The organism is Pseudooceanicola spongiae, assembly GCF_014899185.1.
Lineage (GTDB): Bacteria > Pseudomonadota > Alphaproteobacteria > Rhodobacterales > Rhodobacteraceae > Pseudooceanicola > Pseudooceanicola spongiae.
Genome location: NZ_CP045201.1, coordinates 4,110,120 through 4,124,645, shown reverse-complemented (window position 1 = coordinate 4,124,645; position 14,526 = coordinate 4,110,120). Strand labels below are relative to the sequence as shown.

Annotated in this window: 15 protein-coding genes; 7 read left to right on the top strand and 8 right to left on the bottom strand. The window is 57.0% G+C overall.

What is annotated here, in order from left to right:
- Positions 1 to 128: 128 nt before the first annotated feature.
- The 5 genes from F3W81_RS19420 to F3W81_RS19400 form a co-directional block, all read right to left on the bottom strand.
- Complete coding sequence (locus tag F3W81_RS19420) at positions 129 to 791, bottom strand: hypothetical protein (RefSeq protein WP_193081147.1); 663 nt, start codon at positions 789 to 791, stop codon at positions 129 to 131.
- Complete coding sequence (locus F3W81_RS19415; RefSeq protein WP_193081146.1) at positions 788 to 1,378, bottom strand: hypothetical protein; 591 nt, start codon at positions 1,376 to 1,378, stop codon at positions 788 to 790. Before F3W81_RS19415 ends, F3W81_RS19420 begins: the two co-directional genes overlap by 4 nt.
- Positions 1,379 to 1,395: 17 nt before the next feature.
- Entirely contained in the window at positions 1,396 to 2,118 is a 723-nt protein-coding gene (locus tag F3W81_RS19410; RefSeq protein WP_193081145.1) for a hypothetical protein, read from the bottom strand.
- A gap of 200 nt (positions 2,119 to 2,318) precedes the next feature.
- The gene (locus F3W81_RS19405) at positions 2,319 to 2,858 is read right to left on the bottom strand and encodes a hypothetical protein (protein ID WP_193081143.1); all 540 of its coding nucleotides are present in this window, start codon (positions 2,856 to 2,858) and stop codon (positions 2,319 to 2,321) included.
- A 28-nt stretch (positions 2,859 to 2,886) separates the two neighbouring features.
- Positions 2,887 to 3,384 (bottom strand): hypothetical protein, encoded by a 498-nt coding sequence (locus F3W81_RS19400; RefSeq protein ID WP_193081141.1) that lies wholly within the window; start codon positions 3,382 to 3,384, stop codon positions 2,887 to 2,889.
- Between the two features lie 406 nt (positions 3,385 to 3,790).
- Here F3W81_RS19400 and F3W81_RS19395 point away from each other — a divergent pair, with 406 nt between their 5' ends.
- The 7 genes from F3W81_RS19395 to F3W81_RS19365 all read left to right on the top strand — a co-directional run bounded on the left by F3W81_RS19395 (position 3,791) and on the right by F3W81_RS19365 (position 7,933).
- On the top strand, positions 3,791 to 4,216 hold the full coding sequence (locus F3W81_RS19395; RefSeq protein ID WP_226941752.1) for a helix-turn-helix domain-containing protein: 426 nt from the start codon (positions 3,791 to 3,793) through the stop codon (positions 4,214 to 4,216).
- Between the two features lie 218 nt (positions 4,217 to 4,434).
- The gene (locus F3W81_RS19390; protein ID WP_193081138.1) at positions 4,435 to 4,743 is read left to right on the top strand and encodes a hypothetical protein; all 309 of its coding nucleotides are present in this window, start codon (positions 4,435 to 4,437) and stop codon (positions 4,741 to 4,743) included.
- Positions 4,740 to 5,012 (top strand): hypothetical protein, encoded by a 273-nt coding sequence (locus F3W81_RS19385; RefSeq protein ID WP_193081136.1) that lies wholly within the window; start codon positions 4,740 to 4,742, stop codon positions 5,010 to 5,012. Before F3W81_RS19390 ends, F3W81_RS19385 begins: the two co-directional genes overlap by 4 nt.
- An 86-nt stretch (positions 5,013 to 5,098) precedes the next feature.
- Positions 5,099 to 5,302 (top strand): hypothetical protein, encoded by a 204-nt coding sequence (locus F3W81_RS19380; protein ID WP_193081135.1) that lies wholly within the window; start codon positions 5,099 to 5,101, stop codon positions 5,300 to 5,302.
- Complete coding sequence (locus F3W81_RS19375; protein WP_193081134.1) at positions 5,299 to 5,577, top strand: hypothetical protein; 279 nt, start codon at positions 5,299 to 5,301, stop codon at positions 5,575 to 5,577. The genes F3W81_RS19380 and F3W81_RS19375 overlap by 4 nt, the downstream gene beginning before the upstream one ends.
- 218 nt (positions 5,578 to 5,795) lie before the next feature.
- Positions 5,796 to 6,071: a DUF2312 domain-containing protein gene (locus F3W81_RS19370; RefSeq protein ID WP_193084044.1), complete on the top strand. Its 276-nt coding sequence runs from the start codon at positions 5,796 to 5,798 to the stop codon at positions 6,069 to 6,071.
- Positions 6,071 to 7,933 carry a DNA cytosine methyltransferase gene (locus tag F3W81_RS19365; protein ID WP_193081133.1) on the top strand — a complete coding sequence of 621 codons (1,863 nt, stop codon included), beginning with the start codon at positions 6,071 to 6,073 and terminating at the stop codon, positions 7,931 to 7,933. Before F3W81_RS19370 ends, F3W81_RS19365 begins: the two co-directional genes overlap by 1 nt.
- Positions 7,934 to 8,496: 563 nt before the next feature.
- Here the strand turns inward: F3W81_RS19365 and F3W81_RS19360 are convergent.
- The 3 genes from F3W81_RS19360 to F3W81_RS19350 are packed head-to-tail and all read right to left on the bottom strand — an operon-like array spanning position 8,497 to position 14,385.
- Positions 8,497 to 10,263: a response regulator receiver domain gene (locus F3W81_RS19360; protein WP_193081132.1), complete on the bottom strand. Its 1,767-nt coding sequence runs from the start codon at positions 10,261 to 10,263 to the stop codon at positions 8,497 to 8,499.
- Entirely contained in the window at positions 10,256 to 13,240 is a 2,985-nt protein-coding gene (locus F3W81_RS19355; protein ID WP_193081131.1) for an ATP-binding protein, read from the bottom strand. The genes F3W81_RS19360 and F3W81_RS19355 overlap by 8 nt, the downstream gene beginning before the upstream one ends.
- The gene (locus F3W81_RS19350) at positions 13,237 to 14,385 is read right to left on the bottom strand and encodes a DNA cytosine methyltransferase (protein ID WP_193081130.1); all 1,149 of its coding nucleotides are present in this window, start codon (positions 14,383 to 14,385) and stop codon (positions 13,237 to 13,239) included. Before F3W81_RS19350 ends, F3W81_RS19355 begins: the two co-directional genes overlap by 4 nt.
- Positions 14,386 to 14,526 lie beyond the last annotated feature (141 nt).

The following is a 14,526-nucleotide window of genomic DNA, read 5'->3' as shown; positions in this document are numbered from 1 at the left end:
TCATACCGGTCAACGTGTCTTCGCCCAGATTTTCGGATAGCCCCCCCCTATGCGGCGGATCACCCAGGGCAGTGCCCGATCCTCCGCCACGGCGGCAGCCCCCACCACTGGGGGCCACCCGCTCGCGATCAGCGTGCCGCGTCTTTCCATGGCGTGCGAGGTGGCATCGCCTCCGTCACCACATAGGACGTCAGCCCACCGTAGATCCGGAAGGTGTCCCGCAGCTCCAGCAGAGCACCCCACCAGCCGAGATATTCCCTGCGCAGAGCAGCCGCATCGCCCGGATGGTTCTGGATGGTGATCGGGCAGTATTTGACCTCGACCTCGCGGAGTTTGCCCCGGCTCATGTAGCTGAGCATCCCGGCGCTTTCGGTCTGCGCGAAGGTGCCGTGCTTGGTGGTGCGCCACTCGCAGGGCACGACGCGGGTCTTCTCGGGGATGTGCCAGCTGGGCACCTGCCCTGCCCTTGCAAGCTCTCCGATGCGCATCGCCATGCGTTGGCCGCCGTGGCCCTCGGGCAGGACCGCCAGCGCGTCAGCGACAGCGTCGGCGTCCGGGTGCGGCTCAGATGTGCCACCGCCATCGACACGGCAGCCAAGCTCTGCCTGGCGCATCAGGATGTGCTCCATGCCGTAGCCCTTGAGCGCGCCTTGCGGGCGGTGCTGGGTGCCCTGCTCGAAGTCGATGCGCACCTTCTCGCGCTGGAAGGCCCATTCGATCAGCTGGAGGATCGAGACCTCGCGCATGTCGTGGCTGCGCCGTGTCGCCCGGATCGGCATCTGCATCGTCATGCCACTTCTCCCCGCTTGGCGTCGACCAGGGCCATGGCCCGCGCTTCGGATTGTTCGAACTCGGCGAGCCAGCCGCGATCAATGATATCGACAGCGAGGTTGTGGCTCAGCCGTTCGCGGATCCGCGTCACGCGGCTCTGATCTTCTGCGCCCTTGGAGGCGACACGGCGCTTCTCGGCCTCGCCCTGCGGGGGTCTGTTCTTCTCCAGCCAGAACCGGAACTCGGCGACAAGGCGGCCGCCGTCCAGAGCCTGCTGCCCCGCAACGCTGCCGAACCAGCTGGCAATGCCCGGCATCTCGCTAAGCGGGCGCGGCTGGGCGATCTGGGCATAGGCGATGAAGGTCGCGTGATCCGGCCAGAAGTTCCGAGCACTGCCCTGACCCTTGGTCCGCAGCACAGGCAGCATCCGCAGCTGCAGGCGGTCATCGGCCATGTAGGCCAGGTCATCCGCAATGCGGTCCAGCTTTCGCTGGCCGTCCTCGGCGCTGACCGCCTTGGGAAAGCGAAAGCCGAGCTCGGCCATCGGTGTCAGCAGCAGGCGACGCACCCGGTCGCGCTTGGTTTCGATCTTGAGATCCTCGGTCATGGCCAGCGCCTCCATTCTCAGAAAATACCCGACGTCTGAAGCTCGAGCGGCGTCAGCAGGTCTGCGGCGATGATGTGGTTCAAGACGTAGCGGGGAAGCTCGGCGAAGGCTTCGGAGCGACCCCCTCGAAAGCTGCGCACAGCGTCCTCGGCCCGCTTGCGAACCATCGGATTTTGAGAGAGCTCGCGCGCACCCTCGCGCCCCTTATGGTTCTTATATGGTTTATCCTTATTATAGGGATGGCTCATATCTGAGCCAGAAGAGCTACAATTCTGAGCCTTTTCGCGGGCCTTTGATGGCTCATTTCTGCGCGATTTCGGAGGGGTCGAGCCACCTCCTTTCAGCGGCGCAATCCGGGGCCGCGTCAGGAAGCCGAAGCGACTTTGCCGCCCCTTGCCGCGCCCGGAATCGCGCACGATCCAGCAGGCCGCTTCAAGCTCTGCCAGAGCCCGCTTCACGGTCGCCGCTGAGGCCCCGACGGCCGAGGTGAGGTGGCTGAACAGCGGATCACAGCGCGCCGTAAGATGGTGCGCGAAATCCAGCGCCAGGGCATGCGCCACCAGCCGGGCCATCGGGCTGAGCCTGCCCGGACCGCCATCGCGGCGCACGCCCTTCAGCCAGTGCCAGCGCTGGCGCTCCCAGTCGGCGGGGGCGATCAGCAGGTAGCCCTCGGGGACCGTGAAGCCGTCTTCCGGCTCCGGTTCTGTCGCGGCGTCTTTCGTCATGGCTGTAGTGTTCATGGTGTCCTCCGGGCAGCCCAATTGCGTCGACGGGCCAAGGCCGCATCAACTCCGCGCACTCCGCGCGGCGAGTTTCATGGTGTGAGATCAGCCGCTTGAGCGGCCCCCACAGTGCTCTGTGCGCTCAGCCCCTAGCGGGGGCGGCGCCCGGCACCTGGCGGCGCAAGAGCCCGCTTCGGGGGCGTGGTCCATCTCTGCACTCATGCCGCCTGCCCCCGGATGGCTGCCGGGATATTGAGCCCCAGCCGGTCACGCCGCAGCCTCACCGCGTCCTTGTGACACCCCGCCAACCGGGCGATCTCGGTCAGGCCGCGCTCCCCATCCACGAAGGTCAGGATCTTGCGCGTGATATCGTCGTCATTGCCCGAGGCGGTCTTTTGGCGCGGCGCTGGCTTGGCACGCGCCACCTCGATCCCGTACTCGCGTGCCACACGCTGGATGCGCTCGCGGCTGGTGTGGCGCAGCAGGGAGATTTCTCCGATGCTCAAACCGTCGCGGATATCGAGAGAGATCTCGCGATCCTTCATCCGATCCTCGGGGCTGCGGACGTTGCGCAGGGTCATCGTCCGATAGCCGCCAGCGAAGACCTCGTTGCGCGTGATGATCCGCTGGGTTTTCGGATCCCAGACATAGTCGGGATCCATCCCGCTGACGCCCGTTGGGACGCGACGCGCTTCCTCGGGAATCCGCGCCAGAGCCTCGTCGATCAAACGGCGCTCTTCTTCGGTCAGGATGTCCATGCCGGCACCTCCAAAATCTGGCCCCGCGTCATTGCGCGCGCGTCTGTGCTGGCACCACGGAGACGCCCGCCTTCTGCAGCAGAGCCGCGCGGAAGTTCATCGCGGCGCAAACCATCTGGTCCAGCTCGACCACCTGCGCCATCGCCTCTTTCGGGGTGTAATCGTTCGGGTTCTCCGAACTCGGCGAATGCGCTTCGCCATGGCGCTGCAACACGTCCGAGAAATCGCGCGTGATCTGGTGGATGTCCGAGGCCAGCCGCCCCTCGACCTCCAGCGGATGGAACACCCCGCCGCCAAGCGCCGCAAAGTGCTGAGCGATCGGCACGGCAGCCTTTGGCGAGATCCGCCCGAGCCGGTCAAGGTAGTTCACACCCAACCCGCCGGGGCGCTGTTCGGACAACTCGGTGCCGTGGGACAACGTCGACACCCCGACGCCGAGGTCATTGGCGACGGCCTCTAGGCCGCCGCCCGCTCGCATCGAGGACTGGACCGCCGACTGGATCGACGCAGGGCGCACATTACGCATGGGGAAACTCTCCTGACGGTTTCGCGGGACAGATGAAGCCCATTCGGGCAGAACGGAGCTCAAAGCGGACGGTGAAAGGGTAAGAAAGAGGTGGGTATGCTCGCGACTCTGTATCGTGTCTCGGGCAGCACGGCAGCGCGGAGAAAAGGCCGAATGAATGCGTCATACGACGTCACACTCCTCACCTACACACGCGGAACGAAGAGGGGCAGCGAAGCCGAACAAATCCGGCGAGGGAGAAACGCAGCCCAGCTCGGTAACGAAATCCCGAAAGGCAAAGTAAAACTTCGCTCGCAGGACGTTTGCCATCATGTCGCTGTGCAACGTCGCCGCAGCCAATCCAACTCTCAGGGCCATGTGTCGAAAACCGCCCATAGTTCTCAGCATCTCACGAACATTTTCTGTCATGAATAACGCCAATAATCCGATAATATCGGATATGCAAGCTTTTCGATCCGAGATCTTCGGTTTGATGGACTTCCGGGGTATGAGTTACCTCATGAAAAGAGCCCCAATTTCCAACGATCCGGAAGCGCGAGAACGTCTTGCTCGTACTGGCGATACCTCTGATGAAGCCATCTCTCGCCGCCTTAAGGCGGCCGAGAAGGTCAGTGGTATGGCGCAGAAGGAAATAGCAGCACACTTGGGCCTCTCACCGACCACACTCAACTCTCAGGTGCTTTCCGGTCGACCTTCAGTTAAGCTAATGCGCTATTTTTACAGGTCTTTTAGGATCGATTTCAATTTCATCCTGCACGGTGATCTGCCTCAGCTTCCTTCGAATGTTCAGATGGAGCTGTTAGCTGCTCTTGGTGAACGAGAGCCGTCCTGAAGTCACCTATCCAATTAACATTAAGACCCAGACGTCGCAAAGCGTGGAGAATCGCTAGCACCATCCTACTTGCTCTTCGTTCATGGTTTGATCCCCGCAGGACTGTTTGGTGACAAGACTTCGCTTCAAATAGGCTATCTGATATTATCGGATTTACTTGTTGCCTATCCGATTTTTTCGGATTACGAAAGGTTCCCATCGACCTGATGGAGATCCACATGCATCCCCCTACCCTCACCGACTACTACGCCCACATCTGCACCACCAACTTGATCGCGCGCTCCCCAGCCGCCAGAGCGGCAAACTGGGCATCCGCCAAGGCCGCCCGTGGACAAGAGATCGACCCCGAGCGCCTCGCCCGCCTGACGCCGCTGCACGATCAAACCAGCGCCGCCCGTGGGCGTACCCTCGGCCAAGCCATGCCAGCCGTCGGCACCGTCGCAGAACAGATCCAGCCGCATTGCCAGCGCACCCAGCAGCGCCTCGCCGAGATCATCGCGCGGCGGACGAGCGGAGGCCCAGCATGACCCTTGATGCCCTGCACAACCGCTTGGCCGCATTCCTGACCAACCTCGAATGCCTCGATACCGCCGGTCAGCGCGACGCGTTGGTCAGCGAGATCGTGGAGACCGGGGGTCGCTATGACGCGCCGCCCGAAACGCCTCACGCGCTCCACCTGTTCGAGATCAGCCTGCATGGCATCAGCGCCTCCGGGCGCGACGAGGCCGACGCCTTCCGCGCCTGGAAGCGGACCGCGCACAAGATCACCTTCGAAGGCGCATCAGCCGAGGCGTAAGCCCCGGCGCTTCTTCCATCCATCATTTTCAACCAGCGCACTTCAGCGCTGACGGCCGCATGTCCTGCTGGCCGATGGGGATCCCTATGTCCGGCCACCCGATCAGCACGACATCGACAACATCGTCACTATGGCAGCGGACGCTGAACGCCCTTGCCCGCCGCTCGGTCCGCTCGCAGCGCATCCTCATCGTGCTGGCCAGCCTGATGCTGTTCTACGGCACTGGCTTCGCAGTTTGGCGGCTCATCGTGAGTCCGCTGCTGTCCGCGATTGTCGGGGCGCAGACATGACCCGCACAGCCAGACGCCCCGCCTTCGCGGATTTGCCCGCCGGGACGCAGGCGGCCTTGCTCTTTAAGGATTCGCGCTTCCAGCGTTTCGCCGCGCAGCAATGCGGCTACAGCGTCAGCTTTTTCACCGAGGACGTCACCTCTGCTTGGTTGCGGGATCAGTGCAACATTCTCAGCCGGGCCGACCTGCACAGCGACGTGCAGGCCCTCGTCAGGTTCAACATCCTGATCACCGAGTTCGACGTCTGGACCGGCAAGATCGCAGCCCCGCGCTAGGAGCCGTCATGTCCGAAGCACCCGCCCCCACCTGGCTCAAGGTTGCTGCCATCGGCGCGGTTGTCGCCATAGCAGCGTGGGCCGCTGCTGAAGCGCCCACCGTCTACGGCCCAGCCAACGCCGCAGGCCAGCGCGATGCCTGCGCCAAGCTCGATTGCGCCATTTACCCCGCACCAAAGGGACACCCCATGTCTGACCACCCCACCGGCAAGACGCCGATGAAAGAGACCGAGGCCGACAAGGCCGTCCGCGATAGCGCCTTCCGCGTCACTGGCGCCGAGTTGCGCGCTTTCATCGAACGCATAGAGCGGCTGGCGGCCGAGAAGAAAGACCTCGCCGACCAGCAAAAGGAGGTCTTCGCCGAAGCCAAAGGCCGCGGCTACGACACCAAGATCATCCGGCGCGTCATCGCCCTGCGCAAGCGCGAGCCCGACGACATCGCCGAGGAAGAGGCGGTGCTGGAGATGTACAAAGAAGCCCTGGGGATGGCCTGATGGATGGCTCCGACCTCTTCGGCATTCTGGCGGACCCCTCACCTGTCCCGGTGTACTCCGATCCCCGCCCGCTGATCGTCGACAGCTTCGCGGGCGGCGGCGGGGCCAGCACTGGCATAGAGCTTGCCCTTGGGCGCAGTCCCGACATCGCCATCAACCACAACGCCGCCGCGCTGGCGCTGCATGCCGCGAACCACCCTGACACCCTGCACCTCTCCGAGAACGTCTTCCGGGTCGATCCTCTGGATCACATGCAAGGCCGTCACATCGGGCTGATGTGGTTCAGCCCCGACTGCAAGCACTTCTCCAAGGCCAAGGGCGGCAAGCCGGTCGAGCGCAACATCCGCGACCTCGCCTGGATCATTCCGGGGTGGATCGACCGCCTGCAGCGCAAGGGTGGCCGGGTCGATGTCGTGATCATGGAAAACGTCGAGGAGTGGAAGGACTGGGGGCCGCTGGTGGAAACGCCGTGCGGGTTGATGCCCTGCCCTGACCGGCGTGGCGAGACCTTTCGGGCGTGGCAAAAGGAGATCCGACGCCTCGGCGGCAAGATGCAGACGCGCGAGCTGCGTGGTTGTGACTACGGCGCCCCGACCATCCGCAAGCGTCTGTTTGTCATCATCCGCTTTGACGGCAAGCCCATCGTCTGGCCCGCGCCGACGCACGGCGCGCCCGACAGCGCCGAGGTGATGTCAGGTCAGCTGCAACCATGGCGTGCGGCGGCTGAGTGCATCGACTGGTCGCTGCCATGTCCCTCGATCTTCGACAGCAGTGCCGAGGTCATGGCGAAGCATGGCCTGCGGGCCAAGCGCCCTCTGGCTGCCAACACGCTGGCCCGCATCGCGCGCGGCATGAAACGCTATGTGCTGGACGCCGAGCGCCCCTTCCTGGTCAACCTCACCCACGGCGGGCGGATCGAAGATCTCGCCGAGCCCCTGCGCACCATTACCGGAGCGCATCGGGGCGAAAAGGCCCTCGTGGTCCCCAGTCTGACCCGGTTCAACGGCGGCGCCACAGGATCCGACCTGCGCGCCCCGGCGCCGACGATCACCGCCAACAGCTGGATCAAACGCCCCGGCGGCGCGGCCCCGCTGGGTCTGCTTGCGCCGTCGCTCATGTCGCTCAAGGGCACAGCCCGGCGCGACAGCGCGGTCACGGCCCCGCATCCGACCGTTCTGGCCGGCGGCGGTCACAGCGCGCTGATCGCACCGGTGCTGACCTATGCCCAGCACGGCGGCGCCTGCCGCCCGGCGACCCTGCCCCATTCCACAATCTGTGCGAGCCGCAAGGATCAGAACGCCGTCATCATCCCTACGCTGGCTCAGCAGCCCGTGGCATCCTTCTTCGCCAAATACTACGGCACCGGAGACGGCGCCCGGACCAACGCGCCCTGCCACACGATCACCGTCAAGGATCGCATGGCGCATGTTCAGGCGGCTTTGCAGGTGCCGCCGTTCACCGAAGCCCACGCGCCCCGCGCCCACGCCGTGGCCGAGTTCCTCCGGGCCCATGGCGTCTGGGACGGCGGCGATGTCGTCACTATGGAGATCGATGGCGCCACCTACGTCATCACCGATATCGGCCTGCGCATGCTCACCCCGCGCGAGCTGTTCAACGCCCAAGGCTTTCCGCCAGACTACGTGATCGACGGCCACTGGCAGGAAACCGACGGGGCTTGGGAGTTCCGGCCCTTCACCAAAGACGTCCAGGTCAGCTGCTGCGGGAACAGCGTGTGCCCGCCCCTCGCCGAGGCACTGGTCAGGGCGAACTGCGCCGAGCTCTCTGAAGCTGCAAAAGTACCAGCAACGCAGAAGACGGTAGTTGAAGGCCTGAATCGACACTGGTCAAATTTGATCACTTAGCTTTCAGCCGTGCGCTCCAGCACGAAATCTCGGCCTCACGCGTGACTAAATGTCGGAGATCACCATTTACATCCATCGACGTGGCTAAGATAGCTGTCCTTAGTAACGCCTGGCGCGAAAGGCAGAGGTGCTCAGGTAGCTGCCGTTCCGCCCGGGGGCGCTACGACCAGCATGTTCGACACTTCCGGCGCAGAGCCGCCATTCGTGCAAGACGCCGCGCATGACCGGTTGCAGCCCTTTCGCGACCTTCTTGCCTGGCGCAGCGATAGCTATGCTGCTGCCGTGAGATCCCAAGACCAACTTCCCAAAAGCTGATGCTCGGCGCGTTGACGCGGCGCTAGGTGATGCTGCAGGCTGCTTGACCGGCAGAGATGCTCAGGAAGCGGACCTCGCAAATTTGTTGCCGGGCCGAGCGTAAGTGGAGTGAACGGCCCTGATCTGCCGTTCATGAAATACTCTAAATACGTCGATGCGGCGCGCCATAGCTGCCATTCGCTGCCTGCGAAAAAAACTGATACCAGTCTATTCAAAAAAATAGCTTCCAAAGGGCTCATTTAGACGCTTTAGTTGCCAGCGAAATTAAGTCCGATCCTTGTCACCGCCCCTCCAAGACGTTGGACAAGATTTTGTGCATACTCGTACCTAAGCTGGTAACTAACCTCAGTAGAGTGGCTGACCATGCCGAGCTCGTTAGAGTTTCGGTTCACTTCAGAACGGCATATCGTGAATTTAAAGCCGTCGTGAAAGATGCCTTTGTTCTCGGCATAGAAAACCTCCGTCTCCGGCATGGCATCCGGACTCACAACAATCGAGAAGACTGATATGCCATGTTCAGAATTAAAGAATAAGAACTGATTGCTTTGAACGTTCTTGGGCATCTTGTTCGAATTTTTCGAATGCAGCTTGATTGCGCTAAATCTAAGTCTATCTCCGTGCAGCTGGATATTATTATTGGAAATTTGAGCAGGGACAGTGTCGCACAACGGTGAGACACAAATCCAGGTTTCCCCGGCGGCTTCGAAAACATGACCCGTCTGGATATGCCACCCAGACACGTCCTCGCTACAAGTTAGGGCATTATGGAACAATTGAGCCTTCTGAAGTTGTTCCATTTTAGAGAGATCAACTTGGTAATGACTCTTGACAATAGAAATGTTGTCCGCTTCCAGATCTTGTCTTTGAGACGCAACAAGCCTCTCAGCAAAAGCTCGAACCCCTGGAAGCACTTCAGCGACCATGGCCTCAATGTGCCGTCTGACTGTACCGTCTATGGCCGATTTTCGCTCTAATTCATTGGAAAGCAGCAAATCTTTAAACCAAAGTGCGGATGAATGATTGTCGGCAAGGGCACGATCTTGCATTTCGACACCTTGATTTTCGATATCAGCTGACATCTTAGCCAATAAAAGACGCGAGGGTCTCGGCTTCCAGTCAGCTAGCGCTGCGCGTAAAGCATCCAGCAGCGGCCTCTTTGCCTTCTTGTCTGAAAATGTGATGAAGCCACGATCAGATCGAATCCACTTCACATTGCCTGAATCGCGGAAACTAGATACTCCACAGCTTCCAACGCTCATCTGGTCAGCTATTTTCTCCTGATAGGATAGGATTGCAGACATTGCGATACTGATCCAATATTTTTTTGGCAACCCTGAATCTGCAAAGAGTTTAGACAGCGCCGCAAACTCAGATTTTCCCGACATCACGTGAGAAATATTTTTACAATCTTGTACCACCGAAATAAATTGTCGAAACCCCACAGCCTTCCTCAAGCCATCCGAAAAACTATCTGGGATGTCATTTTTTTCGTATGCTTCCTCGACCCTAGCGCTGGCTTCTTCCGAAAGGGCTGGCAAACAATCCCTCTCTAGCAGCCCAATTAAAAAATTTTCAAATACCTCGTTAAGATCTTTATTGGTATTGACGATGATTAGATTGAAGTGATCGCTAGCAAAGAGTTTGCGCGCAATCCGAAGGGAGCGTGTATGGTCTTCAACATTCTCGGGATCAAGTTGGTAGTCCAAAACTAACAAATCAGTCTGATGGAGGTGGGCCGCACCCTCAACTTCTTGATCGTCAGTAAGGTTCTGGGCGTCGTGAATGTCGAGTATGTACTTCTTCTCTTTGGAACGAAATTCGCTGACTACCTCCAGTACCTGTCGGGGGTTTTTTACCCAGCCTTTTTGGCTATCAGTCTTTGTAACTTTACCTTCACCCTCGACATTAGAATTCAAAACCTCTTCGATCGTGGGATAGTCATCATCAACAATTACAACCGACCGGATTGGATCAATAAATGCATCTTCAATGAAGCTCTCGAATCCCTCAGCCATTTTTAAATTCAGCCCCATTCAAGTCTATAACAAAGTTTGCGCCCGCAAGTAGCTGGTTGCTATCGTCTCGGGCATACGAAATAGAGTGCCCGCCAGAGACCAGATTAGCTTTAGCGAGGTAAAGTCCGACACCCCTTCCCCCTTGAATTTTTCTTGTGAAAAAGAGTTTGAAGAGGTTTTCGATATCTTCAGTTGCTACACCCGGCCCGCTATCGGCGACAACGATTTTCTCAGAATTAACGTCAAATAAAATTGTGCGCTCGGCACTTCGGCTGGTACCAACCCAGTAGATGCTGTTGTTCACCAAGTTGATAAACACAGGGAATAACCTCGAAGGTTGATCAAAGACTCTGAAGCCACGAAAGATTTCAGTGGCCCGAAAGTCGATCTGGTTTTTCTTAAAGCTTGGGGCGAAAAAATCATGAATATAATCTTGAATCTCAGCGCCAGTAATCCATCTCTCAATCTTGATTCCGGATAATCTGAGTGGTGAAAGATAGCGAAGTTGATCCGTCAATCCTTCGTAGCCAAGTGTTATATCTCGAACTGCCTTTGTTTGCGAAAGTTCAGAAGGAAGCGCCCGAAGGCCAGAGGCAATGATATCATCAAAGTCTTGCAAGTCATGTCCGGTGATCTCCACCGCTATGCCGAGTTGCGCTAGGCTGTTGAGCCTCTCGAGCTCAACTCTTGCTTCCGCGAGTTCCTCCATGCCGTGTGTAGCAAGGTGCTCAAGATCAATACTCTCTTTCAGCCCTTCAAGAGCGCGTACATACGGTTCAAAAATGTCCTCATTCTGTTCTGAAATGTCGCGATCGATCTTTGTCAGCTTTGCTGATGCCGAGGAGAAGGTTTCTCGCTCGGCTTTGAATAGTTGCAGCACGGCTTCAGCCTCAGCTTTAAACAGTGTTTTTCTTTGATCAGACAGATCAAGGATTCTCTTGAATTCATCAGTTTGAAGTGTCCGAACAAGCTTTTGCCAGTGATTGACTCGAGCTGAAATTCTGTTCCGGGACTTCTCTACCTGGCTTTGTAAAACTGAAAGTGGGTCCGAAGGTCTGAACCTTTCAACCTCGTCATCGACAGCTCTGGAGACACTGGCATAAAGATTTCGCGCTTGAGAAGCTTGAGAGCGATAGGCCGAATAATTCTCTTGTTGACGTGGTGACATTGAACGAGGCGCGCCTGGAATTGTCGCTGGCGGAAGTTGGTCTCGAAATGCAGAAATGAGCTCTTGTTTATCCGCTACATCAGCGTCGTTTTTGATAGTCAGGTCCTTCGCTGCGCACTCCAGCCGGCCCAGCAAATCAGGGAGAGCCTCAAGGCCCTCTTTGAGGTTGCGTGCAAAAGTCTTCTTATTCTTATCGCTCAGTTTGCGCCGAGCTTCTGCGTCGCGTGCTTGCTTTTTGTTTGCCACTACATCCGGTAGCAGCTCTTTTCTGATTGGTGCATCAGTACCGAAATACTTCCGTGCCGACTGCATGAGGAGATTGACTACGACATCTTTTAGAGCTTTTGCTGCGCGGTTGTCTATGACTCCTTCGCGACCGGCTTTGTCTTTCAGGTTTGGGTTGCCAGCACGAGTAATTCCGATACGTCCGAACATCCGGCGATGGTTCCAGAATTCACGACCTGCATGCCTTGATCGACGATCATCAATCTCAAAGAAATCATCGCCACTGCGGCCATATGGCAGTACGCGCAAACCATCCCTGAATATCATGAAGCCTGCGTACAGTTCGGCTATCTCTCTGAATCTGTCATGTTCCGCCTTTTCGTGGGTCGAGTTTTTGTAGTCAAATTCCATGGCCGCGATGAAAAGCTCGAAATTTCCAAGTCTTGTATCTGCTCTGGTAGGGATCTGAACATCAGTCGCTGGAAGTATTTTGACTTGGTCGGGGAGCCATTTTCCCCAAGCTTTTATACGCCCACGGAAAACACCTTCGATGTCCACGCTACCAATAATGCAGTGCTCCAACTGTGAAACGTCACGGCGAGAGATGCCGATTTCACGGCCAACAATCGTCTTTGATACATCATCTTTCCAGATGCGCACCTGATAGGAAAAATCCGAAAAATAATCAGGAAGTGTCTGATCATCTGCATCAACGAATGGGTCAAGAAAACTAGCCAAAGTTTCTCTGAAATTCTTACGTGTTCTGGCAACCGACTGCTTGAAGGGCGGTGATAGAAGTTGAGATTGCAAGTCGTAGTTGATACCCGAAACCAAGAGAGCGGTACCGCTATCTGCAGTTCCTTGAGCGACGGCCCATCCGGACAGGTGGTGAAACGAGAAACTCAGCTCTCGGATGCTCTTAACTATCGACTTCGAAGTCACACCTCCGGAACGTTCTGGAAGATTGTCGAAATCGTTCCAAGCCTCTGCAATTCTGTTCGCATCATCATACTCTGTGTCAGAGTCGTCCAAGACTGGCCTGCTGTTCGGCTCAATATTTTGGACAAGCTCCTCGATCATGCTTGGAAGGCGTTCAAAGGCATGTTCGAGACCGGAGACTTCGACAGTCGGAAAAAAAATGTCAGAAAGGTTTAGGAATGGGTTTTCGAATAATCGCCAGTCAACCAAAGAAACGACGAATTTTTCACCAGAGCGTTTAGAGACTAGTAGCAGTATAGGCCCCAGATTGGCACACGACAGCCGGCCAATGCCTTTCTGACCTTGCTTAACCCTTTCCTGAAGACCTTTTCGATCAGCCTTTGGTACTTTGTCTCCCGTCGCCTTGGATTCAGTCCCAATGACCAGCCATCGATCTTGAAATTCGGATAGATTCATTCCGTGGCCATTGTCTGAAACCACGGCTATCGGAGATTTCTCGTCGAAAATGTCCAGGATAACGTCTGTCGCATATGCATCAAACGCATTTTTCCAAAGTTCCGAAATTGCGGTTGGGCAATCAGCGACCTGTTCTCTGCCCAAATGGTCGACGGTCCTAGCTCTTGTCTTGAAGCCGGAACGTTTCATGATTTTTGCTCATTATGGACCGGTAGGCATGCTGGCTCAGTTACTGGGCAAACCATCGAAACTAGATGATTTATCAATGCTTCTGCCATTTTCACTGGAACCGCATTGCCTATTTGCTTTCCTGCTGCGGTCAAGCCCCCTTCGAACACAAAATCGTCCGGAAATGTTTGGAGGCGCGCCGCTTGGCGCACAGTGATCCCATGGTGCTCAGTTGGATGAACAAAGCGACCTTTCGAAGGGTTGATGCATGCAGTTGTCATTGTGGGAGCTGGAACCCGCGGGTCTATCCGACCATAGACGTCTTTGTGCCCGTCATGGTTCTTGTGACAGGGAAGAGTGCGGCCAGAGTCCCGTCTTGAACCGCCATTTGGAGGCGTGTTCTTGAACGCTCCGATCAGTTCTTCATTGTGGTTCATGTGCAGGTCGTTAGGGTCACCCAAAGTTGCTGGCAAGAAAGCATCTTGGCATGAGATCCACTTTTTTTCCGGATCTTGACTTGTTTCTGAATGGGACGGTTTCAGCGGCCAATTCAAAGATGGTGTCAGTCTTCGCTTGCAGATGCCCAGAATAAAAACTCTCTTTCTTCGTTGCGGCACACCAAAATTTCTAGCATCGAGCGTTGATGGCGCAAAAACAGTGTACCCCTCATCCGCTGCAAGTTGATAGAATTTTTCCAGATACTCTTTATGCCTGGGCCAGAGTAGCCCGGGCACATTTTCCAACAAGAAAGCCCTTGGACGTAAGGCCCTTACGAAGTCGAAGTATCGATAAATCAGGGTGTTTCGAGGGTCGTTCACACCCGCATTATTTATTCGATGGGTAGAAAAGCCCTGACAGGGCGGTCCGCCTAAAAGAATGTCGCACTCTGAACCATTTGGAAAATGCTTCTCGGCCAGAGCATTCGCATCCAGCTCAACAATATCTTCGGTGTAGAGCGTAGTTTTGCCATCTCTACATAGGTTATTACGGTAGGTAGCTGCTGCGAATTTGTCAAACTCTACCGCAAATGCGACTTGAGCACCCGCATTACGTGCCCCTAGCGAAAAGCCTCCAGCCCCTGAAAAAAGGTCTACAACTTTAGGCTCTCGAGATGTTGGCTTTTTTGGTAGTGCTTCTTTTGAAGCAAATTGCTCTAACCTCGTCAAGATCTGTCTCTCTCGTCTATACTATCGCCCCGCGAAATCGCCTCGCCACTGGAAGATATAAATTATTTCGCAGTTGACCTGATGATAGTGATCTTCCTCGAACTGAACAACCGCCTGAAACGCTGACAGTTCATCAATATT

Excerpts from the sequence above, each read along its gene's own strand:
- F3W81_RS19420 (WP_193081147.1), bottom strand. The coding sequence starts at position 791 with ATGACGATGCAGATGCCGATCCGGGCGACACGGCGCAGCCACGACATG.
- F3W81_RS19415 (WP_193081146.1), bottom strand. The coding sequence starts at position 1,378 with ATGACCGAGGATCTCAAGATCGAAACCAAGCGCGACCGGGTGCGTCGC.
- F3W81_RS19410 (WP_193081145.1), bottom strand. The coding sequence starts at position 2,118 with ATGAACACTACAGCCATGACGAAAGACGCCGCGACAGAACCGGAGCCG.
- F3W81_RS19405 (WP_193081143.1), bottom strand. The coding sequence starts at position 2,858 with ATGGACATCCTGACCGAAGAAGAGCGCCGTTTGATCGACGAGGCTCTG.
- F3W81_RS19400 (WP_193081141.1), bottom strand. The coding sequence starts at position 3,384 with ATGCGTAATGTGCGCCCTGCGTCGATCCAGTCGGCGGTCCAGTCCTCG.
- F3W81_RS19395 (WP_226941752.1), top strand. The coding sequence starts at position 3,791 with ATGAATAACGCCAATAATCCGATAATATCGGATATGCAAGCTTTTCGA.
- F3W81_RS19390 (WP_193081138.1), top strand. The coding sequence starts at position 4,435 with ATGCATCCCCCTACCCTCACCGACTACTACGCCCACATCTGCACCACC.
- F3W81_RS19385 (WP_193081136.1), top strand. The coding sequence starts at position 4,740 with ATGACCCTTGATGCCCTGCACAACCGCTTGGCCGCATTCCTGACCAAC.
- F3W81_RS19380 (WP_193081135.1), top strand. The coding sequence starts at position 5,099 with ATGTCCGGCCACCCGATCAGCACGACATCGACAACATCGTCACTATGG.
- F3W81_RS19375 (WP_193081134.1), top strand. The coding sequence starts at position 5,299 with ATGACCCGCACAGCCAGACGCCCCGCCTTCGCGGATTTGCCCGCCGGG.
- F3W81_RS19370 (WP_193084044.1), top strand. The coding sequence starts at position 5,796 with ATGAAAGAGACCGAGGCCGACAAGGCCGTCCGCGATAGCGCCTTCCGC.
- F3W81_RS19365 (WP_193081133.1), top strand. The coding sequence starts at position 6,071 with ATGGATGGCTCCGACCTCTTCGGCATTCTGGCGGACCCCTCACCTGTC.
- F3W81_RS19360 (WP_193081132.1), bottom strand. The coding sequence starts at position 10,263 with ATGGCTGAGGGATTCGAGAGCTTCATTGAAGATGCATTTATTGATCCA.
- F3W81_RS19355 (WP_193081131.1), bottom strand. The coding sequence starts at position 13,240 with ATGAAACGTTCCGGCTTCAAGACAAGAGCTAGGACCGTCGACCATTTG.